General features: G+C 62.2%; 20 protein-coding genes and 1 pseudogene. 3 read left to right on the forward strand and 18 right to left on the reverse strand.

Annotation, left to right across the window (positions count from 1 at the left end):
• Window positions 1-9: 9 nt before the first annotated feature.
• Window positions 10-90: pseudogene (locus HWY05_RS38375) on the forward strand (LysE family translocator); the annotation flags it as partial.
• Here HWY05_RS38375 and HWY05_RS20525 read toward each other — a convergent pair.
• From HWY05_RS20525 to HWY05_RS20575, 11 genes are all read right to left on the reverse strand, one after another.
• Window positions 53-859 (reverse strand): heparin lyase I family protein, encoded by an 807-nt coding sequence (locus HWY05_RS20525; protein WP_176059394.1) that lies wholly within the window; start codon window positions 857-859, stop codon window positions 53-55. The pseudogene HWY05_RS38375 and the gene HWY05_RS20525 sit on opposite strands and share 38 nt — an antisense overlap.
• The gene (locus HWY05_RS20530; RefSeq protein WP_176059395.1) at window positions 849-1,625 is read right to left on the reverse strand and encodes a WecB/TagA/CpsF family glycosyltransferase; all 777 of its coding nucleotides are present in this window, start codon (window positions 1,623-1,625) and stop codon (window positions 849-851) included. The genes HWY05_RS20525 and HWY05_RS20530 overlap by 11 nt, the downstream gene beginning before the upstream one ends.
• On the reverse strand, window positions 1,622-2,668 hold the full coding sequence (locus HWY05_RS20535; RefSeq protein ID WP_176059396.1) for a glycosyltransferase: 1,047 nt from the start codon (window positions 2,666-2,668) through the stop codon (window positions 1,622-1,624). Before HWY05_RS20535 ends, HWY05_RS20530 begins: the two co-directional genes overlap by 4 nt.
• On the reverse strand, window positions 2,665-3,879 hold the full coding sequence (locus tag HWY05_RS20540; protein ID WP_244146657.1) for a hypothetical protein: 1,215 nt from the start codon (window positions 3,877-3,879) through the stop codon (window positions 2,665-2,667). The genes HWY05_RS20535 and HWY05_RS20540 overlap by 4 nt, the downstream gene beginning before the upstream one ends.
• A 44-nt stretch (window positions 3,880-3,923) precedes the next feature.
• Window positions 3,924-5,207, reverse strand: a complete 1,284-nt coding sequence (locus HWY05_RS20545; RefSeq protein WP_176059398.1) for a hypothetical protein — start codon at window positions 5,205-5,207, stop codon at window positions 3,924-3,926.
• A 38-nt stretch (window positions 5,208-5,245) separates the two neighbouring features.
• Window positions 5,246-6,490, reverse strand: a complete 1,245-nt coding sequence (gene wecC / locus HWY05_RS20550) for a UDP-N-acetyl-D-mannosamine dehydrogenase (protein WP_176059399.1) — start codon at window positions 6,488-6,490, stop codon at window positions 5,246-5,248.
• Window positions 6,491-6,523: 33 nt separating this feature from the next.
• Window positions 6,524-7,669, reverse strand: coding sequence for a UDP-N-acetylglucosamine 2-epimerase (non-hydrolyzing) (gene wecB / locus HWY05_RS20555; RefSeq protein WP_035555884.1), 1,146 nt, complete (start codon window positions 7,667-7,669; stop codon window positions 6,524-6,526).
• Between the two features lie 26 nt (window positions 7,670-7,695).
• Window positions 7,696-9,903, reverse strand: a complete 2,208-nt coding sequence (locus HWY05_RS20560; RefSeq protein WP_176059400.1) for a polysaccharide biosynthesis tyrosine autokinase — start codon at window positions 9,901-9,903, stop codon at window positions 7,696-7,698.
• Between the two features lie 3 nt (window positions 9,904-9,906).
• Window positions 9,907-10,344: a low molecular weight protein-tyrosine-phosphatase gene (locus HWY05_RS20565; RefSeq protein ID WP_176059401.1), complete on the reverse strand. Its 438-nt coding sequence runs from the start codon at window positions 10,342-10,344 to the stop codon at window positions 9,907-9,909.
• Entirely contained in the window at window positions 10,341-11,528 is a 1,188-nt protein-coding gene (locus HWY05_RS20570; RefSeq protein ID WP_244146658.1) for a polysaccharide biosynthesis/export family protein, read from the reverse strand. The genes HWY05_RS20565 and HWY05_RS20570 overlap by 4 nt, the downstream gene beginning before the upstream one ends.
• Window positions 11,529-11,695: 167 nt before the next feature.
• Window positions 11,696-13,111, reverse strand: coding sequence for an undecaprenyl-phosphate glucose phosphotransferase (locus HWY05_RS20575; RefSeq protein WP_176059402.1), 1,416 nt, complete (start codon window positions 13,109-13,111; stop codon window positions 11,696-11,698).
• 312 nt (window positions 13,112-13,423) lie between these two features.
• Here HWY05_RS20575 and HWY05_RS20580 point away from each other — a divergent pair, with 312 nt between their 5' ends.
• Window positions 13,424-14,401: a 2-dehydropantoate 2-reductase gene (locus HWY05_RS20580; RefSeq protein WP_035555877.1), complete on the forward strand. Its 978-nt coding sequence runs from the start codon at window positions 13,424-13,426 to the stop codon at window positions 14,399-14,401.
• A 105-nt stretch (window positions 14,402-14,506) separates the two neighbouring features.
• On the opposite strand, the gene HWY05_RS20585 is transcribed toward HWY05_RS20580, so the two are convergent.
• The 3 genes from HWY05_RS20585 to oxlT all read right to left on the reverse strand — a co-directional run bounded on the left by HWY05_RS20585 (window position 14,507) and on the right by oxlT (window position 18,491).
• Window positions 14,507-15,958 (reverse strand): aldehyde dehydrogenase family protein, encoded by a 1,452-nt coding sequence (locus tag HWY05_RS20585; protein WP_176059403.1) that lies wholly within the window; start codon window positions 15,956-15,958, stop codon window positions 14,507-14,509.
• A gap of 82 nt (window positions 15,959-16,040) precedes the next feature.
• Window positions 16,041-17,117: a LysR family transcriptional regulator gene (locus tag HWY05_RS20590; protein WP_176059404.1), complete on the reverse strand. Its 1,077-nt coding sequence runs from the start codon at window positions 17,115-17,117 to the stop codon at window positions 16,041-16,043.
• Window positions 17,118-17,147: 30 nt separating this feature from the next.
• Window positions 17,148-18,491: an oxalate/formate MFS antiporter gene (oxlT, locus tag HWY05_RS20595; protein WP_176059405.1), complete on the reverse strand. Its 1,344-nt coding sequence runs from the start codon at window positions 18,489-18,491 to the stop codon at window positions 17,148-17,150.
• Window positions 18,492-18,916: 425 nt separating this feature from the next.
• On the opposite strand from oxlT, the gene HWY05_RS20600 reads away from it, so the two are divergent.
• The gene (locus HWY05_RS20600) at window positions 18,917-19,864 is read left to right on the forward strand and encodes a LysR family transcriptional regulator (protein ID WP_105508741.1); all 948 of its coding nucleotides are present in this window, start codon (window positions 18,917-18,919) and stop codon (window positions 19,862-19,864) included.
• Window positions 19,865-20,054: 190 nt separating this feature from the next.
• On the opposite strand, the gene HWY05_RS20605 is transcribed toward HWY05_RS20600, so the two are convergent.
• The 4 genes from HWY05_RS20605 to HWY05_RS20620 all read right to left on the reverse strand — a co-directional run bounded on the left by HWY05_RS20605 (window position 20,055) and on the right by HWY05_RS20620 (window position 23,311).
• Window positions 20,055-20,864: a fumarylacetoacetate hydrolase family protein gene (locus tag HWY05_RS20605; RefSeq protein WP_176059406.1), complete on the reverse strand. Its 810-nt coding sequence runs from the start codon at window positions 20,862-20,864 to the stop codon at window positions 20,055-20,057.
• Window positions 20,865-20,875: 11 nt separating this feature from the next.
• On the reverse strand, window positions 20,876-22,123 hold the full coding sequence (gene frc, locus HWY05_RS20610; RefSeq protein ID WP_035555866.1) for a formyl-CoA transferase: 1,248 nt from the start codon (window positions 22,121-22,123) through the stop codon (window positions 20,876-20,878).
• Between the two features lie 269 nt (window positions 22,124-22,392).
• Complete coding sequence (locus HWY05_RS20615) at window positions 22,393-23,112, reverse strand: GntR family transcriptional regulator (protein WP_035555864.1); 720 nt, start codon at window positions 23,110-23,112, stop codon at window positions 22,393-22,395.
• Window positions 23,090-23,311, reverse strand: a complete 222-nt coding sequence (locus tag HWY05_RS20620; protein ID WP_035555863.1) for a hypothetical protein — start codon at window positions 23,309-23,311, stop codon at window positions 23,090-23,092. Before HWY05_RS20620 ends, HWY05_RS20615 begins: the two co-directional genes overlap by 23 nt.
• Window positions 23,312-23,434 lie beyond the last annotated feature (123 nt).

Genomic DNA, 23,434 nt, shown 5'->3' on the forward strand with positions numbered 1-23,434 from the left:
TAGCGCCCGATTCGCCGCCGCTTCAATCGCTGCTGCGGCGCGTTTCTGGCGGCTATCGGCGTGAGCTTTCTACTGGTCCGGCACGCCTGACTTCGCCACGTTCCGCGATTTCCACGTCGCCGTAATACAGCGTGCGTTCGCTGACATCGGACGGTCGCGTTTTCCACCACCATTTGTAAATGCCGATCTTCAGATAAGCCTCCTTGTCGCCGGGATAGGCGTTGGCAACGCCGGCGCTGTGCATCACGCGCACGCCGTCCTTGTACAACTCCGTCAATGCATTCGTGCCTTCGTCGTCAGGGCGATAGCGCAGGAGCCAGCTCACGGCCTTGCCGGTGTCGGCTGCGGGTGTACCGAACGTGACTGATTGATTCGCCTCGCCCGGGCCACTTCTCACCTCGGCCTGGTAATGGCCGCCCGCCAGCATCAGCGCGAAGGGCGGCGATCCGGTGAAGCCGCCTTGATGCAATTGCGTAATGATCTCCGGCTGCCGCGTGTCGAATCGATAACCGGCGGGGATCATGGTGGACCACCGAACTTCGTATGCTTTACCCACCGCGAAATGCACGACCGGCGCAAAGACCATTTCCACGCGAGGCGTCCCATTCGCGACACGAGAGAAATTTTCCGAGCGACGCATCGTCGTTTTCAGCGCGACACCGTTGAATTGCGGCATCGCGACGGTCGACATGGAATCCGGTTCGGGGGCTTGAATCGTCAAACGAGGATCGATGCCGTCGTGCCATGCGCTGCGATATAAAACCGTGTAAGCGCCGCTGTCATGCCGGTCGGGCGACGACGTACCGCACGCCGCCAACACGATCCCCATCCCTGCGACCCAGTTCAGTCTATTTGCCATATCCACCTGCCGAACCGCGATGCAGGCGACCCAGCGTCATGGCAATACGCGCTTTGAGCAGCATCAGTGCGAAGCGGTTGTTGGTGACGAAATAGCGCTTCCACATACGGCGCGGTTCCTGCGCGACACGATAAGCCCACTCGAGACCGCTGCGCTGCATCCAGGGCGGCGCACGGCGCACCTTGCCGGCGACGACGTCGAACGTCCCGCCCACACCCATCACGAAATCGACCCCAAGCTGCGCTTTCCAGCGGTTGATGAACGCCTCTTTTTTCGGCGACGTGATCGCGACAAACAGCAGTCGCGCGCCCGAACGACGGATCATGTCCACGATCGCGGCTTCATCGTCCCAGAAGTAGCCGTGGTGATAGCCGACGATCCGCAGCCCGGCATAGCGCGCCGAAACCGCCGCGGCCGTGCGCGTCACCACGGTATCCGTCGCGCCGAGCAGGAACACCGGCAGCGAACGTTGCGCCGACATCTGTAACAGGCGCTCGAACAGATCGATACCAGCCACCCGTTCGCGCACCGGCTGCCCCAACAGCCGTGCGCCCCACACCACGCCCATGCCGTCGATATTGACGATGTCGCACGCGCGTACCGAAGCGGCCAGTTCCGCGTCCGTCTGCAGATGGACGAGCTTCGCCACATTGACCACGACGTGCTGCGTGAACTGCTTGCGTTCGATCCGCCCGCCGATCCAGTCGACGGTCTCGTTCATCGTTGCAATGTCCACGGGACAGGAGAAGAGTTCGACGCGTTTCATGACGGTTCCTGCTGCTTCGAGTGGTGAGCCGGTTGTGTGGTCGTGTCGGACGTGTCGGAAGACGGGCGTTGCCGATCGTCGTGACCGTCGCCGAGAATCGATCGATATAGGCGGTCAATTTGCGCCGCTACGTCCGCTGAGAAATAGCCGAGCGACTTCAGCCGCTGTCTTCCATTTGAGCGTTTCGCATGTTTCAGCACATCGGCCGTGGCGCGCGCGAGCGTCCCCGCGTCGCGGCCCTCGATCACCGCGCAGTTCGATACGCCTTGAAGCAGGTGCCTGACGTCGCCCACGTCGACGGACACGATGGGTAGATTGACCGCCATGGCCTCCTTGACCGATTGCGGCGAGCCTTCCCTTTTCGAGGTCATGACGAGGCAATCGGCCTGCAGGAGTAGATCGCGTACATCATGGCGATCGAGGCCGTCGATATATCGCTCCTCCACGTCGCATCCAAATGACACCGGCAAGCGCGCAATGACCGCACTGAAAAGCGGATAGTCTTTCTCCACTCGTTTCGGCGATGAAGGAAAGACCACGATTTTCCGGCGAGCCACGGCCTCATGTTTGTCGACCGGTTCCGCAAACAACGTTTCGTTGACGGCACAGGGAAGGGTCGAGCAGTGTCTTGACGCACGGCTCACCTTCGCGGAAATCTCATCGCTCACGCCAATGCAAGCGTGCGCGAAGCGTGCCGCGGCGAGCGATATCGCTCTGATCCAGCCGCGCCCCATCACATCGGAACCGTGAAACGTCACGACGATTTTCGCGTGGGAGAAGAGTCTGACCAGCGGCGCCGAACACGCGCTCAGGCCGAAGTGATAATGAACCACGTCGTACGCGTCACCCCTGACCCGGCTTACCACACGGAGAAGAGACTTCAGGTACGCGAGTTGGCCGCGCCAGCCTTCGATCACCAGGACGTCAACCACATCGCCGTAGAGTGCACGCAACGCCAGGACCTGCTCGGTCACAAACACGCCCTGCGTGGGATGAGCCGCATTGCATCCGGCGTACATGTTCGTTACTACGAGAATCTTCATCGGCGTGTCCCGAAGTTGTTGCGTGAGCGGACCCTGCCTGAAACAAGACCTTTGTCGCCGGACCGCGATAAGGCGTGCATGACGAGCAACGCCGAAAAGACATAGGAGGGAGAGACAAAGGCCATTGAAAAAATGTTGTCGAAACAGAACGCCGCGACAAGGAACATCCACGGCATGCCGACACGTTGCCCCTGGCCGTAGCGCAACACGAACCCAAGCCAAACGAGCGCGCCCAGCAAGCCGATTTCGACAAAAAGGTGCGGATAGAAGGTGTCGGTTGTCTTCAGGATGCTACCGAGCCCGTACCAGTTGAAGTGATAGACGCCATAAAGCGGCGAGCCATACTTGACCGATGCGGGGCCGCCGAACGACCCGAGCCCTTCTCCGAAGAAGTTACCTTTGGCCAGCGACTCGGCCATCACCCGGTAAGACTCGGCCCGCGCCGAATTGCCTTCGACGATATAGAACGAGATCTTGGCCGACGCCACGTTGAACAGCGAGTCCAGATAGCCGTTGGCCATCACCCAAAGCGCCACGCCTGCCACTGCGCCCGCCATCAGCCAGACACGCGGACTCACCTTCCTCGCGATCAGCGGATAAACCGCCAACGTCGCGAACATCTTGAACGAGAAGCCAAGAAGCGCGAACAGAACGAATAGCCACGACATGGCACGGGATCGCTCCGTCGGCCTGTACTGTCGGCACAGCAGGAACGCACAGAAGTTGATGAAGCTGAACTCCGAAAAGAACCCCATCCAACCCTGCGCCCGCAGGAACAAACCCGAATCGATACGGATCGGCAACAGCACCGGTAGACCGGTGAGATAAGCCAGATAGAAATAGCATTGAAAGAGATCGTTGCTGAGCACAACCACGAAGAACACGGTCATCACCGTATCGATCCGGTCGCGATAGGCAAACAGCGCAACCGTGATAACGATCGGAAACAGAAAGCGGAGGAACTCTTCCATTCCCGCGTCTGCGTTGAACGACCGCACGAGACCAATACAGAGTACGAACAGCAGCGGCGCGGCCAGCACGATCAGGCGATGAAATCGCGGCCTGAGGGAAATCGCCAGCAGCAGAAGACCGAACGCGAAAATCTTGACGAGTTGCGCGCGCTCGCTTTCGAGCGTGAGCATCGTGTCGCTGATGCAGAACGCCAGATAAGCCAGCGCGACTGCCCATGCGCCGATTGAATGGAGCGTCAACGGTCGCCTTGCCGCAGCGTCGTATAGAGCCCATCGCGCGGCGCTCATGAACGCCCCCCCTGCGCGATGGACGCCGCGTGCACGCCGTTGGCCTGAGCGCCGGCACGCTGCATCGCGTATTGGCGGTACACCTGGGCTGCCTTGCCGCAGACAAGCCAGTTGCGAACAGCGATCACTGCAATGGCCGACACCAGCACCAGCAGAAATCCCACCTGACCACCCCACCCGATGCAAAGCGCGAACAGCACGGCGAAGGTCCCCGTGGTCGCCAGGTTGATCCTCGCCGTGTCGGCACCTTTTTCGAACGCCATCATCACGCTGCTGCCGACCATGCCCATCATGCCGACCGCGCACTGAATCGCGAGCAGCAATCCGGCCACGATCACAGCCATGCGCTCGCCGTTGTCGTTCAGACGCCAAACGGTCATGCCGACGACCATCGCCACGTTGATCGCCAGCACCACGACGTTCGACCACCCAATGTTTCGACGCATGTCACGCAGCGTGTCGTCGAACGGCCGCCCCGCCGATTTGCACTTCGCCAGCTCGGGCAATTGCGCGATCGAAATCGCGCGTGGCAGCAGCATGCCGACGGCCGTCAGCGAGGCGAGCAGCGACAACATGCCCGCGAACGACGCGCCGCACATCAGCGTTGCCGTCGGCACGAGAACCAGCGAAATGCCACCGGACAGAAAGTTCGTCAGGCCAAACTGCAGGCCTTTCACGTCGAATGCTTGCCACCACGCGCCGTGCGACGGCAGACCGATTGCGACGAACATGCCGGCGGCCGTGAGGCCGAGCGCCGCGGCCAGGGCGTACGAGGGCGGCCATCCACTCCAATGGCCGAGATACAGCAATAAACCAGAACCCGCGATCAGCGCCACGTCGAACAGGACCGCCGTTCGATAGCGTTTGTGCGCGACAAAGTAGTGCCGCGCGACCTGATACGCCGTCCATCCCCACAGCAGGAAAACGAAGCCCGACACGTCGAAATGGAGCCGACCGGACAGCGCTAACGCCCTACTCGCGAACGTCACTGCCAATGTCACCGCCAGCGTCGTCGCGACCGCCATGCCCGCGAGCGGATAGAACGCGTCGATCGCAGCCTGCTCGTCGGTCGCGCCGGGCAGGCGCACCAGAATTAGCGTGGCCCAGCCGATCGCCGTAAAAAAACCGGCCATCTGCGCGACCGACATCGTCGACGCGACGTGTCCCAGTTCCGCCAGCGAGTAGATATGCTGCACGGCGAAGAACGTCACCACGCGATACAGTCCCGGCAAACCGGTGCATAAAAGCGCTTCGAACCGTTTGATCACAACGCTACGCATGGTCCGATCCCGGCGCTGCCACACACAGCTTCTGTCCTTTAACCATTCGCCAGCAATCCACGCGTATCAATCACCACCTTCGCCTGCAATCGCACCGGATCGACGCGCTTGAACGGCGCGTGATCGACGAGCACCAGAATCACGTCCGCTTCAGCGAGCGCATCGTTCAGCTCGCAAAGCCGGGCCTTACCCTCCAGCACGCCCGGCAGTGTTCTGATATTCGGCTCGACCACCAGCACCTGCCCGGCAAACCGCTCCGCCAGCTCGCGTGCGATTTCCAGCGCCGGACTCTCGCGCAGGTCGTCTATATTCGCCTTGAACGCCAACCCCAGGCAGGCAATGACCGGCTCCCTGAAGCGCTTCGCCGCACGCTCGACCCGCTCGATCACATAGCGCGGCTTGTCGTCGTTCACATTGCGCGCGGTGCGGATCAGACGCGCCTGCTCCGGCGCCGAATCGACGATGAACCACGGGTCCACCGCAATGCAGTGCCCACCCACACCCGGCCCCGGCTGAAGAATACTCACGCGCGGATGACGATTGGCGAGCCGGATCAACTCCCACACGTTGATGTCGAGCTTGTCGCAAATGACCGACATCTCATTCGCGAACGCGATATTCACGTCGCGAAACGAGTTCTCGGTGAGCTTGCACATCTCGGCGGTGCGAGCATCGGTCAGAATGCATTCACCGCGTACGAAGCATTGGTACAGATCGCGCGCCAGCTCGCCACATTTCGGCGTCATGCCGCCAATCACGCGATCGTTCTCGACCAGTTCACGAAGCACGTGCCCCGGCAGCACACGCTCGGGACAATGCGCGACGCGGATATCCGAGTTTTCGCCGGCCTGCTGCGGGAACGTCAGATCCGGACGAACCTCGGCCATCCACGCGGCCATCCGCTCGGTCGCGCCGACCGGCGAGGTCGACTCGAGCACCACCAGATCGCCCTTCTTCAGTACCGGCGCAATCGCCCGGCTCGCGGCTTCGATATAGCTGAGGTCGGGTTTATGACCGTCGGCGAAGGGCGTCGGCACCGCGACCAGAAAGGCATCGGCCGGCTCCGGCGTCGAGGTCGCGCGCAAATAGCCCTGCGTCACCGCCGCGTGCACCAGCATGTCCAACTCGGGCTCCACGATGTGAATCTCGCCGAGGTTGATCGTGTCGACCGCGTGCTGATTCACGTCCACGCCGATCACCTGCTTTCTGCGCGCCGCGAAAACCGCCGCGGTCGGCAATCCGATATAGCCCAGGCCGATCACTGAGATGACTTCGAAACTCATTACTCTTCTCTTCCTTCTATTGTTTGGCTTCTTTCAGGCCGCGATCGCGTCGTTCCAGAACGTTGCGAGCGCATCGACAATGCGTTCGCTGGCCTGGCCGTTTCCGTATGGGTTGCCGCCGCGCGTCATGGCGCGATAACCGTCGGCGTCGTCCAGCAGGTGCGCCACGCCGTCGGCGATACGCTGCGCGTGCGTGCCCACCAACCGCACGACGCCGGCGTCGACCGCTTCCTGACGTTCGGTCGTGTCGCGCATCACGAGCACCGGTTTACCGAGCGACGGCGCTTCTTCCTGCACGCCGCCCGAGTCGGTCAGAATCAGCGACGCGCGATCCATCAACCGCACGAACGGCAGATAGTCGAGGGGCTCCAGCAGATGGATGTTCGCCACGCCGGTCAACAGCCGGTTCACCGGCTCGCGCACGCTCGGGTTCAGATGCACCGGGTACACGATGTCGACATCCGGATACGTACGTGCAATCTGCAGCAAGGCGGCGCAAATCTGTTCGAAGCCCGAGCCGAAACTTTCGCGCCGATGCCCCGTCACCAGAATCACGCGCCGTTCAGGCGCCAATCGTGGGAGCAGCCGCTCGGCGGCGTGACACAGCGCGGCATCCGTCGCGAGCTTGCCGCGCACCTGCAGCAACGCGTCGATGACGGTGTTGCCCGTCACCACGATGCGCTGCGCGGCGACGCCTTCCGCCAGCAGGTTGTCTCGCGCCCGGTCGGTCGGCGCGAAGTGCAGCGAGGCCAGCACGCTGGTTATCTTGCGGTTGGCCTCCTCGGGCCAAGGCGACAATAAATTGCCGGTTCGCAAACCCGCTTCGACATGGCCGACCGGAATCCGCTGATAGAACGCCGCGAGCGTCGCGGCCAAGGTCGTGGTCGTGTCGCCGTGAACCAGCACCATGTCGGGTCGGCACGCGCTCAGCACGTCGCGCATGCCGAGCATGATCGACGCGGTCACGTCGTACAGATCCTGGCCGCGCTTCATCACATTCAGATCGAAGTCCGGGCGAATGTCGAACAGGTCGAGCACCTGATCGAGCATCTCGCGATGCTGGCCGGTCACGCACACGAGGCACTCCATCCCGGCGGCACGCTGCAGCCGCTTGACGAGCGGCGCCATCTTGATCGCCTCGGGCCGCGTGCCGAACGTCAGCAAAACTCTTCTTCTCATCGATTCGTCTCCAACGCGACGCGGGCTTAAGCCGCCGTCTCCGGCATGCTGTGGTAAGGGGAATACGCGTAGTCGGACGCGCGTTGCGGCACGTCGCTCAGCACGATTCCGTCGACCGGCACGCCGGCCGCGCCGAGCAGCCGGGTGGTCTCGCGCAGTTCCGCGACGCTATGGCGCGCGTGGCGCATCACCAGCAGCGTCGTGCCGGCGTGTTTGCCGATCAGCGCCGAGTCGGTCACCGCGAGCACCGGCGGCGTATCGAGAATCACGATGTCGTACGCTTTAGCCAACTGCTCGACGACAATGCCGAGGCGCTCGCCGAACAGCATTTCCGCCGGCATCGGCGAGCCGCCGCCGCGCGTCAGCACGTCGAGGTTCGGCAACACCTCACGGCACACCACGCTATCGAGACTCGCGCCGCCGATCATGTCCGGCAGCCCACGTTCGCGCGACAGTCCGAAGTACTGATGCAGCTTGCCGCGCCGCATGTCGCCGTCGACGATCAGCACGCGCTTGCCCACCGACGCCAGCACCACGGCGAGATTGCCGGACAGGAAGGACTTGCCGATGTGGGGCCGCGGCCCCGTGATCATCACGACGTTATTCGGCGCGCCGGCAAGCCGGAACTGCAGCGCCGTGCGCAGGCTGCGCACGCCTTCGACAGCAACATCGTCGGGCGCGGCGACCGCCAGAATGTGAGCACCCGGTTCGCTCCGGTCGGCGGCACGCTGCAGGCGCTGTTGCCGCTCGCTGTGCGAGATGACCGCATAGACCGGTGCGTCGGCGATCTGCTCGATCTCGAACGGACTGTCCAGGCCGTTCAGCAACGCACGGCGCACGAAGGCGGCCGCGATACCCGCCATCAAACCCAGCGCCGCGGCGGCCGCGATCACAATGGCCGGCTTCGGCTTCACCGGTTCTTCGGCCGTCACCGCGTAGTCGACCACGCGCACGTTGCCCTGCTGTCCCGCCTTCATCACGCCTAGCTGCTGCGCGCTGTCCATCAGACTGGTGTAGAGGCCCGAATTGATGTCGACGTCGCGCATCAGCCGCACGGCCGATTGCTGCGTATCCGGCAGCGCGGCGACCTTCGCACCCAGGTCGGCCTGCTGACGCCGCAGACTGGCCAGTTGCGCATCGATTGCAGTCACCGACGGATGCGTCGGCGTGAAGCGTTGCAGCAGTTCCAAGCGTTGCTGTCGCAGCGCGGCGGTTTGCGTTTTGCCATCGGCGATCGCCTGCAGCAACAAGCGGCTCTCCGCGTCGAGGTCGACGGTGCCGTTGCGGTTACGGAACGTGTTGTAGCGCTGCTCCGCCTGCTCCAGGTCGCCCCTCAATTGCGGCAGCTGATTGCCGAGGAAGCCGAGCATCTGCTGCGCCTGAGCGGATTTCCAGCCGACGTTGCGGCGCACGTATCCGTGCACGATCGCATTGACCGTCGCGGCGGTACGCGCACTGTCGTCACCGTCGAGCCGAATCCCGATGACACCCGACTGCTTGGTTTTCTCGGCGACGTCCAGGGTCTTTTGCAGTAACGCCGTGGTGAGTTGCGTCGACGCGCGGCTCAACCTGAACTCGGTTCCGCTTCGCGCGACTACGCCGTCCACCCGCAGACGGACCGGTCCGTCCGGCGTCATGCCGTCCAGCAGTTCGCCGACGCGCCCCTTCAGCACCGGGTCGCCGTGAGGGTCCAGCAAGTCGAATTGCTGGCCGTCGCCGGCGATCAGCGTGAATTTCCTGTCGTAGAGACTTGGCGGCACGTCGAATTGCGACACGCGCAGCGCTTCGCCGCCCCAGCCGAAACGCGCCAATCCCCACATCGGTTCAGCGAGCATGTCGGCGGACGCGCTGCGCGCGATCCGTCGACCGATCAGCGGGAAATAGCGCGGCCGTGCGTCGATATCGAGGTGCAATTGCCGGACCGCGTCGTCCACCACACCGCGCGAGCGGATCAGTTCAATCTCGGCGTCGGCGCTCGCCTTGCCATTGAACATCTGCGCGAGATCGCCCAGCTTGTCGTTGAGTGCGCCGTTCTCGTCGTCGACCTGAACCGTCGCGTCGGCCCGATAAACCGGCGTGGCAAGCAAGGCATAGGCGATGCCGAGCGTGAGGATCACCGCGGTCATCGCCGCGATCAGCACACGGTTTTCGATCATCACGGACGTGACTTCGGACAGGTCGATTTCATCGTCGTGGCGCGCCGCGACGGGAACAGGATTAGTGTGAATACTCATGATTCAGTGCTGCAGTCCGGCAATCGCACCCAGCCAGCGCTGCACGCCCTGCTCGATCTGTGCCACCGCCATTTCAAAGGTGAATCGACCGCGTCGATACGGGTCGACGATGTCGAGTTGATCGTGCTCGCCGAGGCGGTACACCTTGCCCCGCGCAAACGGAAAGACGCGTTCGATCAGGCCGCATTGCGCTCGCGTCATGGCCAGGATCAATGGCGCGCCACGCACCTGAGCCGATGTCAACGCCGTCGCCACATGCGGTCGCAGGTCGATTCCCTGCACGTCCATCAACTCCACGGCTAACGGCGCCGCGCGATGACCCGCGAGCGCGCGCGTGCCGGCCGAGCGCGTGGGGACTTGCGGCAACGCTTTGGTCAGCAGCGCGGCCGCCATCGGGCTACGGCAAACGTTGCCTTCACAGACCATCAGAACGCCGGTCATTTCGCGATCACTCCCGCGGTCAGACCGGAACTGATCAGCGGCATCAACAGCGTCAACACGCGGTTAAAGCGAACCAGACCACTGCCGTCCACATAGACGACGTCTTTCGGCTGCAACGCGAAGTCTTTGGCGAGCAGCATCGCGACGGGGGAACGGCCGTCGAGATGGAACACTTCAGGCGTACCCGTCAACGAACCGCGAATCACGAACATCTGCGCGGCGTCCGCGGTCGAAGCGTTCACGCTGCCGGCCTGCGACAGCGCATCGGCCAGCGTGATCACACCGGTTCTGCGCGGTACGGCCGAGACCGGCTTATTCACTTCACCCATCACATACACGCCGTTTTCATCGCGCGGCATGACGCGCAGCACGTCGCCGGTAGTCAGAAACAGCCGCGACGGACTCACGCCCTGTGCGAGCAACTGAGTCAGATTCACGCGATGCGACTGGCCACCGCGCACCAGCACGAGATCGCTTTGATCCGCCGTTTCGCTGAAGCCGCCGGCGCGGCTGAGTGCTTCGTACAGCGTCATCGGTACGTCGTTCACGGACAACGCGCCGGGGCTATGCACTTCACCGTCCACGTAAACCTGATGCGCGCGATAGGACGCCATCCGCACGGTCACCTGCGGCTTGACGAAGTATTTGCCGAGCGCGATGCTCAAGCGTTGCTGGATCTCGTCGGTGCGTAAGCCCGCCACTTGCAGCGTGCCCGCATACGGAAACGTCAGACTGCCGTTCTGATCGACGATGAAACCGGCGAGCGGATCGCCGGGCCGCGCCGACGACTGGATCTGCGACGACCCGAGCGCGGCCGCGAATTCCGGATGATCCCAAACCACGATTTGCAGCACATCACCCGCGCCGACCACGTATTCGCGCGGCGTGCCGGACAGCAGTTGCGAGAGTTCGAGTTGTTGCTGTTGACGGCGTTGGGCCAGTTGCGAAATCAACGCCGCGTCGACTTCGGTGATCTCGATTTCGGGCGTGGCGGGTGTTGCGTCGACTTTCTCGCTCGCAGCGGGCTGACTGCTTTTCTCCACGGACTGCGCCGCATCGGTCGTATCCACTGCTGCCGTCGCCGAGGTCTGCATACGCATGCCCGGCGCCACCGCACATGCGCTGTTCAACAGCGTCACCGCCATTGTCAGTAAAGCAAGCCGATAGCGGGACCGGTTCTTCATTAAAGCAAACATCGTGTTCAACCTACTCCTCAAACGAGCGTGCCGAAGCACGACTCTCGCCCGCCACGCCGTGGCAGGCAGATTCATGATGTGACGAGACGTAATCCCTACAGGCTCAGCAATGCCGAGTGCCAATACTCCACCGCAGCTTTCGTGGAAATCTCAGGTCAATAAGCATTGCGATTCAGAAAACCCTTCACGACCGTCGCGACGACGATCCGCATGTCCAGTCCGAACGACCAGTTGCGCAAGTAGTACAGATCGTGTTCGACACGCCTCTGCATTTTTTCGATGCGATCGGTCTCGCCGCGAAAGCCGTTCACCTGCGCCCAACCGGTAATGCCCGGTTTGATCCGGTAGCGGTGGATATAACCGTCGACGAGGCTGCGGTATTGATCGTCATGTTCTATAGCGTGGGGCCTCGGCCCGACCACCGACATTTCCCCACGCAGCACGTTGAGAAATTGCGGCAACTCGTCGAGACTCGTGCGCCGCAAGAATGCGCCGACGCGCGTGATTCGCAGATCGCCACGGGTGGCCTGGTGAACCACACCGGGTTGCTGCGCGTGTACGCGCATCGACCGGAACTTGTAGATGTGAAAGACGCGACCGTCGGCACCCTTGCGTCGCTGGGTAAACAGCACCGGCCCTTTCGATGTTGCCTTCACCGCAAGCGCAATCGACAGCATCAACGGCGCCAACGCGAGCAGCGCCACAGCGGCAAACAACCGGTCGAACAGCGCTTTCTGCAGCAGCGCGTAGGGTGTCATCGGCGAGGCCATCAGGTTGATGGCTGGCGAGCCGAGCAGATCGACCACATTGCGATCGAACATCACGAGACTGCGTACGTCCGGCAGGAAACGCACGTTGACGAGGTCGCTGCTGAACTCCGCGAGGACTCGCAACACGGTGTCCTCCTCGGACATGGGCAATGCGAGCCATACCTCGTCGATCTGTTCGCGGCGCACCCAGTCGGCAAATTCACGCAGTTGCCGGAATGCGGGCAAACCCGCAATGTCCGGCTCGCTGTCGGGCCAGGTGTTGAAGGTCGCCACGGCGCGAAAACCCGCATCGGGCGAAGCCGCGATATGAGCGATCACGCCGTCGCGATGTGCGCCCGCGCCCACCACGGCGACCGTGCGCAGATTGCGGCCGGCACGCCGCATCCGGCCGAGCGCGGCATGCACCAGCAAGCGCGAACCCACCAGCGCGCAGGCCGTGAGCGCAGTCCACGTCACGCACCAGAGCCGCGACAACGACGCGGTGCGATGCAGCAGAAACATGACGGCCACGCCGCACGCCTGAACCACGATCCAGCCGAACACGATGCGCAAGCTCAAGCGCCATGTCGAACGCCCGCGCCACGAGTCGTACACACCGAACCACGGCAACAGCAAGATCGCGAAGCCCATGTCGAACGCTACGAAAGACGTTGCGACGATCGAAAGCGCCGGCTCCACGAAGCAGAGCAACGAAGCCAGCGCCGCACCCAGCGCGATCAGCATCACGTCGAGCAGGCGCGCGAGAGCGCTTTCCATGTCGGCGAAATCACGGCCCGTGGTTTGACGAATCACTGTGTGCATGGCGGCTAACGAATACTTCGTTGTTCAGAAGGACTCGCATTCTGCCTTCGCGTCCGCCACTTAGGCCCGAGAAATTTCCCAATTCGTCGCAGCATTCGCCGGGGCGCTCTTCGACCTGCTGATGAGCAATCTGAATGTAAGCCGCCCTGACCCGCGTCGCTCTTTCTATAACCGATACCGAATGCATGAACCGAGAAACTTTAACTATCCGTATCGTCCCCGAATCCGTATGCTCATGCTGAGACCCGCCGCCGCGCATGACGTGTTTCCGGCATCGGTTCAGCGACTTTTCATCGTCACAGGAGCGGCACCATGAAGATCTGCGTCTTCGGAGCGGGAGCAATAGGTGGTTTGATGGGCGTGCAACTGGCACGCGCCGGCGCCGACGTGAGTTTCGTCGCGCGCGGCGCGCATCTGGCGGCCATGCGCGAGCATGGCGCGCGGCTGATCATGGACGGCGAAACGATCAGCGCGCCGGTGCGCTGCACGTCCGACCCGAGTGAACTCGGCGTGCAGGACTTCGTGATCATTACGCTGAAAGCGCACTCGCTGCCCGGCGTGGTCGATGCGATGCAACCGTTGCTCGGCAAGCACACGGCGATCGTCACGGGCGTCAACGGCATTCCGTATTGGTACTTCCATCAACACGGCGGCAAGTTCGCCGGCACGCGTCTCGCCAGCGTCGATCCGGACGGCTCGCAATGGACGAAACTCGGCCCTGAGCGGGCGATCGGCTGCGTGCTTTATCCGGCGGCCGAGATCGTCGAACCGGGCGTCATCAAGCATGTGTACGGCAAAAAATTCCCGATCGGCGAGCCTGACGGCGAACGCACGCCGCGCATTCAGCAGTTGCACGAGATCATGCAGGCGGCGGGTTTCGAAGCGCCGATCCGTGACAATATCCGCGACGAGATCTGGCTCAAGCTGTGGGGCAATCTGTGCTTCAACCCAATCAGCGCATTGACGCACGCCACGCTCGACGTGCTCACCAGCGACCCCGGCACGCGTGCGGTATCGCGCACCATGATGCTCGAAGCCAAACGCATCGCGGAGCAGTTCGGCGTGCATTTCCGGGTGGACGTGGAGCGGCGCATCGACGGCGCAGGCGCGGTCGGTGCGCACAAGACGTCGACGCTGGTCGACCTGGAAAACCGCCGGCCGATGGAGATCGATCCGCTGCTAACGGTCGTGCAGGAGATGGGCCGCCTCGTCGCCGAACCGACGCCGACTATCGATGTCGTGCTGGCACTGATCAAACTGCGTGAACGGATGGCGTTGCAGGGCGCCTGAGTACTTTCAGGTTTGAGTTGTTGATGCGATAAAGGATCGAACGCCGTGGGCGTTCGATCCTTTTTTCTTGTGCGATTCGGTTGCCGTGAATCTGTTGTCTGGCGGCTATTGGTCAATAGCGAGCCACACCGCTTTCGGCTCGGTGAAGTTCTCGATCGCCACATCGCCGTGCTCGCGGCCGAAACCGGAATCACCCGAGCCGCCCCATGGTAAACGCACGTCGGTATAGCCGTACGTATTGATCCACACGGTGCCCGCTCGCAGGTCGCGCGCCACCCGATGCACCCGGCCGATGTCCGCGCTCCACACGCCCGCCGCGAGGCTGTACAGCGTGCCGTTGGCGATACGCAGCGCGTCGGCTTCGTCGTTGAAACGGATCACGCTGGCCACCGGCCCGAAAATCTCCTCCTGCGAAATACGCATCTCATGCTCGACGTTCGCGAACACCGTGGGCTCGACGAAGAAACCGCGCTCGCCGATACGCGCGCCGCCGGTGACGAGCGACGCCCCTTCCGCGCGCCCGGTTTCCACATAGCCGAGCACCGTCTTCATTTGCGCGGCGGAGATGAGTGGACCCATCGACGTTTCGCGTACCGACGGATCGCCGACCTTGATCGATTTGGCGCGCACCGCCAGCCGCTCGACCACTTCGTCGTAGACATCGCGATGCGCGAGAATCCGCGAGCCCGCCGAACACACCTGGCCGGTGTTGAAGAAGATGCCGGAGGCTGCGGCTCGCACCGCATTGTCGAGATTCGCGTCGGGGAAAATCAGATTGGCCGACTTACCGCCAAGCTCCAGCGTCACGCGTTTGAAATTGCCGGCCGCGCCTTGCAGAATGCCTCGCCCTACCGATGGCGAACCGGTGAACGTCACCTTATCGACGCCCGGATGCGCGACCAATGCGTCGCCGACCACGCGTCCCTTGCCGGTGACGATATTCAGCACGCCGGGCGGCACACCGGCTTCGAGCGCCAGTTCGCCAATCCGCAACGCGGTGAGCGGCGTGATCTCCGCCGGTTTGACGATCAGCGTGCAACCGCACGCGAGCGCCGGCGCGATCTTCCACATGCCGATCATCAACGGAAAATTCCACGGCACGATCGCGGCGACTACGCCGACCGGCTCACGCAGCGTGTACGTCAACGCGTCGGGGCGAACCGGCACGACCTGGCCGTTGATCTTGTCGCACCAGCCGGCGTAATACTCGAGCGTATCGATCGCGGCGGGAATGTCCTGACGCATCACCGAGGCAATCGGCTTGCCGGCGTCGAGACTTTCGAGCGCGGCGAGTTCTTCCAGATTGGCGCGCATCAGTCCGGCAAGACGCGCCAGGATGCGGCCGCGATCCGCCGCGCGAATACCGTTCCACACTTTCAACGCGGCACGCGCCGACTTCACCGCGGCGTCCACGTCGGCGGCGCTGCCTTGCGCGACCAGCGCGATCGGCTCTTCGGTGGCGGGGTTGATATCGATGGAGTACTCGCCGGTGCCCGGTGGCAAGCGCTTGCCATCAATCAGCAGATCGTGGCGCTGGAGTTCGGTTGCGGTGTCCATGGTGAAGCTCCTTGCATGGCATGTTGCGTGGGCTGACTGGCGGCGCGTCGGCTGAGGCGAAGTGCGAAGTGTGAGGTCGAGGCTAGGGCTCGTGCAGAGCGGCGCCGCCGCGCAGCGTGGCTGAGCGTTTGAATTCCGAGGAAGAAGCGGCAGACTGTGCGCCGGTGGCAGGCGAAGTCATAGCAGCGGAAGAATGTGAAGACACGGCCGCAACATGCAACGGCGTAGCACTGTCGGTGTGCGAAGACGTAGCCGCGTCCTCATGCGAAGGCGCGGCGGCCGCGGCAAACTGCGCCCACGCCGCCGAGGCGTTCGGCCGAAGAGAACGATTGCGGCGATGCACGAGCCACGTGGTCAGGTTCATCTCAGGCACGAGCGGCCGGCTGACCAAGCCGGCACTCAAGCCAGGCCAGCGCGTATCGACGGGTAACACGCCGACGCCAAGGCCGAGTTCGACCATGCGCAGCACCGCCGCGACATGTCCGAGTTCCTGCATCGGCCGCCGCTTCATCCCATTCGAACTCAACGCGAGTTCGAGTGCCGCGCGCACTCCGGCATCGGCGTTCAGCGTGACGATCGGAGACTCGCTCAATCGTGTCCATGCAACATTGCTCTGCCGGGCCAGCGGATGCGAGGACGGCAACACCGCGTGCAGCGGCGTCGAGAAAATCGCTTGCGCGTGCAACAGATCGCTGTCCAGCGGTTCAGCCGACGACACCACGCCGAAATCCACCTCTCCCTGCTCCACACTCGCAAGCACGCTGCTCTGTGGCTGATCCCTGACCGACACGATCAACCCGGGAAACGCCGCCGCGCAAACGGCCAATCCCTGCGCCACCCAGCCCGACGACAACACCGGATTGCTGGCGACCACAACCACACCGGTGTGACCGTCGAACGCCGCGCGTTCTTCGCGCAGCGTCAGCTCGATTTCGTCGAGCAGGCGGCCGATTCTTCGTTCGAGACTCGCGCCCGCATTCGTCAATTCGACCTGGCGCGTGGTTCGGTCGAACAGTTTCAATTCGACGGCGTCTTCGAGTTCGCGCACGCAACGGCTCACCGCCGACTGCGTGAGATCGAACTCGCGCGCCGCGCGCGTAAAACTCCGTTCACGCGCAACGGCGACAAACACCTTGAGCTGCTGCAGCGAAACGTTCATGACGTCACGGCCCAATGCGGTCGATTCACCCTATTCCCCTGTCTGCTCAGGCCAGTGGCTCAGACGCGAAGCGTTGCCGCCGCTGGCTGCCGCCACCACACCTTGCGGCTGATTGTGCGATTCGATCCAGCGCGAGCGCATGGGCGCGAGAATGAATTTCGCCGACACGCCGGCGGCGATCGTCACGACCGCCGAGACGATAAAGACGAGATTCCAGCCGCCGGTAGCGGCCAGCACCGAAGCGATCGGTACGATCAGGGACGCCGTGCCCTTCGCGGTGTACAAGGTGCCCGCATTGGCCGCTGCGTATTTGCTGCCGAACGTATCGGCGCAGATGGCCGGAAAGATCGAGAAGATTTCACCCCAGAACAGGAAGATCAGCGCGGCGAACGTCATGAACGCATAGGGATTGCTGCCGTACTGCATCAAGCCGAGCAACGCGAGGCCTTCGCCGATAAAGATCACGAACATCGTGTTCTCGCGGCCGAGCTTGTCGGAAATGAAACCGCACAGCGGACGCGTGAAGCCGTTGCAGACATTGTCGATGGACAATGTCATGGTGAGCAGCGGCAAGGTCATGCCGAACATCGTCATCGGGATGCGCGCGAGCCCCCAGTCTTTCGCGATCGGGCCAATCTGCGCGGTCGCCATCAAGCCGCCCGCCGCCACCGCGACGAACGACACGTAGATCACCCAGAACACCGGCGTCTTGATCATCTGCCCCGGCGTGTAGTCGACCTTCGACACCGCGAACTTCTTGCGCGCCGTCACCTGCTGACGCAAGGTCGGCTTCTTCAGCAACAGCGCGAGCGCCAGAATGCACACGCCTTGCAGAATGCCGAAGAAGAAGAACGTATGCTCGTAACCCGTACGCGTAATCATGTTGGCAATCGGAATCACCGTCACCGCCGCGCCCGCGCCGAAGCCGGCTGCGGTGAGCCCCGCCGCGAGACCGCGACGATCGGGAAACCACTTCAACGCATTGCCGACGCACGTGCCGTACACACCGCCGGCGCCGATCCCCGCAATCACTGCGGAGACATACAACATCGGCAAGGTGGTCGCATACGAATTCATCACCCATGCGAGTCCCGCGCACACCGCGCCGAACGCGACCACCGGCCGCGGGCCGAACTTGTCGACCAGCCAGCCTTCGAGCGGCACGAGCCACGTCTCAGTGAGAATGAAAATCGTGAAGGCGAGTTGAATAGACGCTTCGCCCCAGTGGTGGCGTGAATTCATCGGCGTGACGAACAGCGTCCATGCGTATTGCAGATTGGCCACCAGCGCCATGCACACCATGCCGATGACGAGCTGCCACCAGCGGTTCGTCCAGAAGGCGCCCTTGGGGGCCTGCTGAGTTATATCGTCCATGAGACCTGTCTCCGCCATTTATTCAGTGCTGCGGTTCAACCTGCCGCACTGTATGCGTCCCACCTTATGGTTATGACCCGAAAAGCCTTGCCATTCGGGAATGTTTAATATTTGCGTCTTTAATCCGCCTGCTTTTTATTTCGCCGGATCGCCTGAATTGCATCGCTTTCCGGGAAGTACTTTATTCGTATCAATTAATGGCCCATGCGGCAGGTCATTTCTGCCTGTCTTGCCGTTTAGTGCCTTGATCCAAGCGTTAACCCGACTACACCGACTACACCGACACGCCCACTACCGCCGAGTACTTCTCCCAATACCGCAGTGGCCATTCCGCCTCTTTTACGAACCCATGCTAGGGTCATTGCTGAATTACGAATAATTAAAGTTTGTTATTATGTCGATTCACGTTTGCTTATACATCGGCCATGACGATGCGCAATGCGACTCTGCGGCAGTTGAAGGTTTTCGAAACGGTGGCGCGCCACCTGAGCTTCTCGCGCGCCGCGGAGGAATTGCATCTCACGCAGCCCGCCGTCTCCACCCAGGTGCGGCAACTCGAAGAACATGCGGGCCTGCCGCTGTTCGAACAGCTCGGCAAAAAGATCTACCTGACGCCGGCCGGCACCGAAATGCTCCACTACAGCCGCGCGATCATTCAGCAGTTCCACGAAGTCGACGAGGCCATGAGTCAGCTCAAAGGCGTCTCCGGCGGCAAGCTGAACGTCGCGGTGATTAGCGCCGGCGACTACTTCTTTCCGCGCGTGCTCGCTGAATTCACGCGCCGCTACTCGGGCGTCGTGTTGAATCTCGCGGTACACAACCGCGCCGAACTGCTGCATCAACTCGCCACTAATCAAACCGATCTCGCGGTGATGGTGCGTCCGCCGCACGAAACCGACGCCACCAACGAACCGTTCGCGCCGCATCCCTACGTGATCGTGGCGGCGCCCACGCATCCGCTCGCGCACAAGCGCAACATCAAGATGAGCCAGTTGGCGAGCGAAGCGTTTATCGTGCGCGAGCGCGGCTCGGACACGTGGAATTCGATGGAAGAAGGTTTCGCGGGACGTCTCGCCAATCTGAAGATCGCAATGGAGATCAAGAGTACCGAGACGATCAAGCAGGCGGTGATTGCCGGCATGGGTATCGCTTTTCTGTCCGCGCATACCATCAGCCTCGAGTTGCAACTCGGCCATCTGGTGGTGCTCGACGTCGAGAGCTTTCCGGTCATGCTCAACTGGTACGTCGTGCATCGCAAGAACAAACGGCTGCCGCCCGTCGCCGTCGCATTCAAGCGCTTCCTGATGGAGGAAGGCGCGAATCTGATCGAGAAGATCACGCGCGTGAAGGAACTGAGTGTGTATAAGCAGTAGGCGATGGCCATGCGACTGAGCCTGAAAAAGCAGGCGCAGTACTACTACGGCGAATTCTCCGCGGCAGTCGCTTGAGCCGCTCGAGCCAATAGAACCGGTCGAGTCGATCGTACCTTGCGGCATGCGTACTCCCCGTGTTGCGACGCCATCACGCGCGGTCAATTGACCGCGCGATCTTCTATTCCGCCATTCAGACCGCTGCTATTGTCGAGGCGTTTTGCGTTGCCGCCTGTATGGCGGTCAATGTATTGCTGAGCGTGCCGATTCCGTCGATCGTGATCGATACCGTTGCGCCGTCCTTGATCGAGCCGACGCCCACCGACGTGCCGCACGCGATCACATCGCCCGGTTCGAGCGTGAGATCCTGCGACAGAAGACTCACCTGCTCCGCCGGCGAGAACACCATATCGTCGAGCGGATAGTTCTGCCGTTCGACCCCATCGAGCAAGGTCACGAGCCGTGCTTGCCGCCAATCGAAACCGGAGACGATCGCCGGGCCGATGCAGCAGAACGTATCGAAGCCTTTCGCGCGCGCCCATTGCGGAAAATGCGGGTTCTCGCTCAATAGATCCGCAGCAGTGACGTCGTTGACGAGCGTATAGCCGAAGATCGCGGCTTCGGCTTCCTCGACGCTCGCATCGCGGCAACGCCGTCCGATCACAATGCCGAGTTCACCTTCGTAGACGATCTTGCCCGCGTAACTGAGCGGCCGACGAATCGGCTCACCCGAACCGATCACCGAGCCCGCCGGCTTCAGCAGAAACAGCGGGTGCGTCGGCACGGGCTTATCGAGCTTCGCGGCCAGCGCGTGATAGTTGTTCCACAACGCAACGATCTTGCCGGGCGCGCACGGCGCGAGCGGCGTGAGCGCGCGCGTCGACAGGACCGCGCCGGTTGGCGCCGGTTGTTCGAGACTGGCGTATTCGTGCAGATAGCCACCTTCGACGCGGCCGAACACAATGCCGCCGTCGCTCGACATGAAACGCATCCACGTATCCATATCATTCGCTCCTAGATCGCGCCGGCCGTACGCAATGCGCTAATCTGCTCGGGCGAATAACCGAGTTCCGCCATCACCTCGTCGGTATGTTCACCGAGCAGCGGCGAGCGTTTGACTTCGGTCGGGCTGTCCGACAGTTTGATCGGATTGCCGACCGTCAGATACTTGCCGCGGGTCGGATGATCCACTTCGACGATCGTGCCGGTCTTGCGCAGCGAAGGCTCTTCCGCGATTTCCTTCATCGACAGGATCGGGCCGCACGGAATGTCGTACTTGTTGAGGATCTCCATGGCCTCGAACTTGGTCTTGGTCATGGTCCAGCGTTCGATCTCCGCGAAGATGTCCTTCAGATGCGGCAAGCGCGCGGCGGGTGTCGCGTAATCGGGATGGGTGGCCCACTCCTCCTTGCCGATCACGTTGCAGATTTTCGCCCACACCGGCGCCTGCGTGATGAAGTAGATATACGCGTTCGGGTCGGTCTCCCAGCCCTTGCACTTCAGAATCCAGCCCGGCTGTCCACCGCCCGACGCATTACCCGCACGCGGCACCGCTTCGCCGAAGGTGCCGTTCGGATATTGCGGGTACTCCTTCATCTGGCCGTTACGCTCTAGCCGCTGCTGGTCACGCAGTTTGACGCGGCACAGATTCAGCACACCGTCCTGCATGGCGGCGAGCACGCGCTGACCGCGTCCGGTTTGCGTGCGCTGGAACAGCGCGGTCACAATGCCGAGCGCCAGATGCAGACCCGTGCCGCTATCGCCGATCTGCGCGCCAGTGACCACCGGCGGGCCGTCGTCGAAACCGGTGGTCGAGGCCGCGCCGCCCGCGCATTGCGCGACGTTCTCGTAGACCTTGCAGTCCTCGTAGGGTCCAGGACCGAAGCCCTTGACGGACGCGACGATCATGCGCGGATTCAATTCCTGAATCCGCTCCCACGTAAAGCCCATGCGATCCAGCGCGCCCGGCGCGAAGTTCTCCACCAGCACGTCGCACTTCTGGATCAGCGCTTCGAGCACCTGCTTGCCTTCGGGGTTCTTCGTGTCGATAGTGACGGAGCGCTTGTTGTGGTTCAGCATCGTGAAGTACAGGCTGTCCACGTCCGGAATATCGCGCAACTGCTCACGCGTGATGTCGCCGGCGCCCGCCCGTTCCACCTTGATCACGTCCGCGCCGAACCACGCGAGCAATTGCGTGCAGGTCGGGCCCGATTGCACATGCGTGAAGTCGAGAATGCGCACACCGTCGAGTGCCTTGCTCATGTCGTGTCTCCGTTCGGCCAGAGTTGGCGCTTCAGCGCTGACTCTCGTCCTATCCAAGATAGTTGCGAAAAGGTGCGTCTTTTTTGTGCATCGTTTGATTTCTGGTGCCCAGCGCGGCAGTTGATATATCACATACCATATTTTAAAGACCGTCAAGCGCGGCTTTTCCCGTAGCGCCTCCGCTGCGCGGCAACAAAAAAGCCCGCGGTGTTTGCACACCGCGGGCTTGATTCAATCCGCTGAAACCGGTCAGGAAACCGTTCGAGGCATCAATCCAGGAAGTCGCAATTCGCCTCGACGAACGCGGCCAGATCCAGTGAATGCTGACGCGTGAGACGTTCGGCCAGTTCGGTATCGCGCTGCTCCAGCGCCTCGATAATGCGCAAATGATCGACGATGGAACGCGAAGCGCGATCGCTCTGCGAGATGGTCATGCGGCGGATCGCGCGCACGTGAATGAAGATGTTCTTGATCGTGTCGAGAATAATCTGCGACTTCGACAGTTCGACGATCGCCTGATGAAACGCGATGTTGGCGTCCGAGTACTCGGCGATATGCTCGGCCGGCGTGGCGTCGCGGAAATGGTCGAACATGTGCCGCAGACGGGCGATTTCCTCGTCGCTCGCGTGCAGCGTGGCCAAGCGCGCTGCCATGCTTTCGAGCGCGGCCCACATCTGGATCATTTCGACGATTTCACGCTTGCTCTTGCGCACGATGTAAATGCCGCGCCGCGGCACCATGCGCAGAAAACCTTCCTGTTCGAGCAGAGTCATCGCTTCGCGCACCGGCGTACGGCTCACGCCGAGCGATTCGCTCAGCACGCGTTCGTCGAGGCGGATTTCTTCGCGATTCTGGTAAATGTCCGCGTCGGCGATCGCCTGGCGCAGCATCGCATACGCCTGATCGCGCAAGCTCACGCTCGCGCCGATCGGCTGCAACGACAAAGTCAGCGGTGTACCCACTGCTTCAGTTTGAAGTTCTGACGACATTCATCGCCTCGTGTTGACCGTGCGCACGATACGGTGCGGCCACTGCGCCCCCGTATTGTTCACCCAAACCGACGAACCGGCCATGCTGCGCCGCGAGTTGCGCGACCGGTTGCGGAATCCAGCGTGTCAGCAGAACCGTGGCGGCAGCGCCCAAACCAACGACCGAGACGGCCAGCAGCGCGAGAGGAACAAATTCCATTTTGCAACTCCGAATGATTGAGTAATCGAATGCCTCAATCATATGCTGCAGCGCCGCATTTATCAATATTCCGTATGTAGTATATCAGCGATTGTTGTTTTCAAGATGACATCCTCAAGGTAG

It is taken from the genome of Paraburkholderia sp. BCC1876 (assembly GCF_902833695.1).
Classification (GTDB): domain Bacteria; phylum Pseudomonadota; class Gammaproteobacteria; order Burkholderiales; family Burkholderiaceae; genus Paraburkholderia.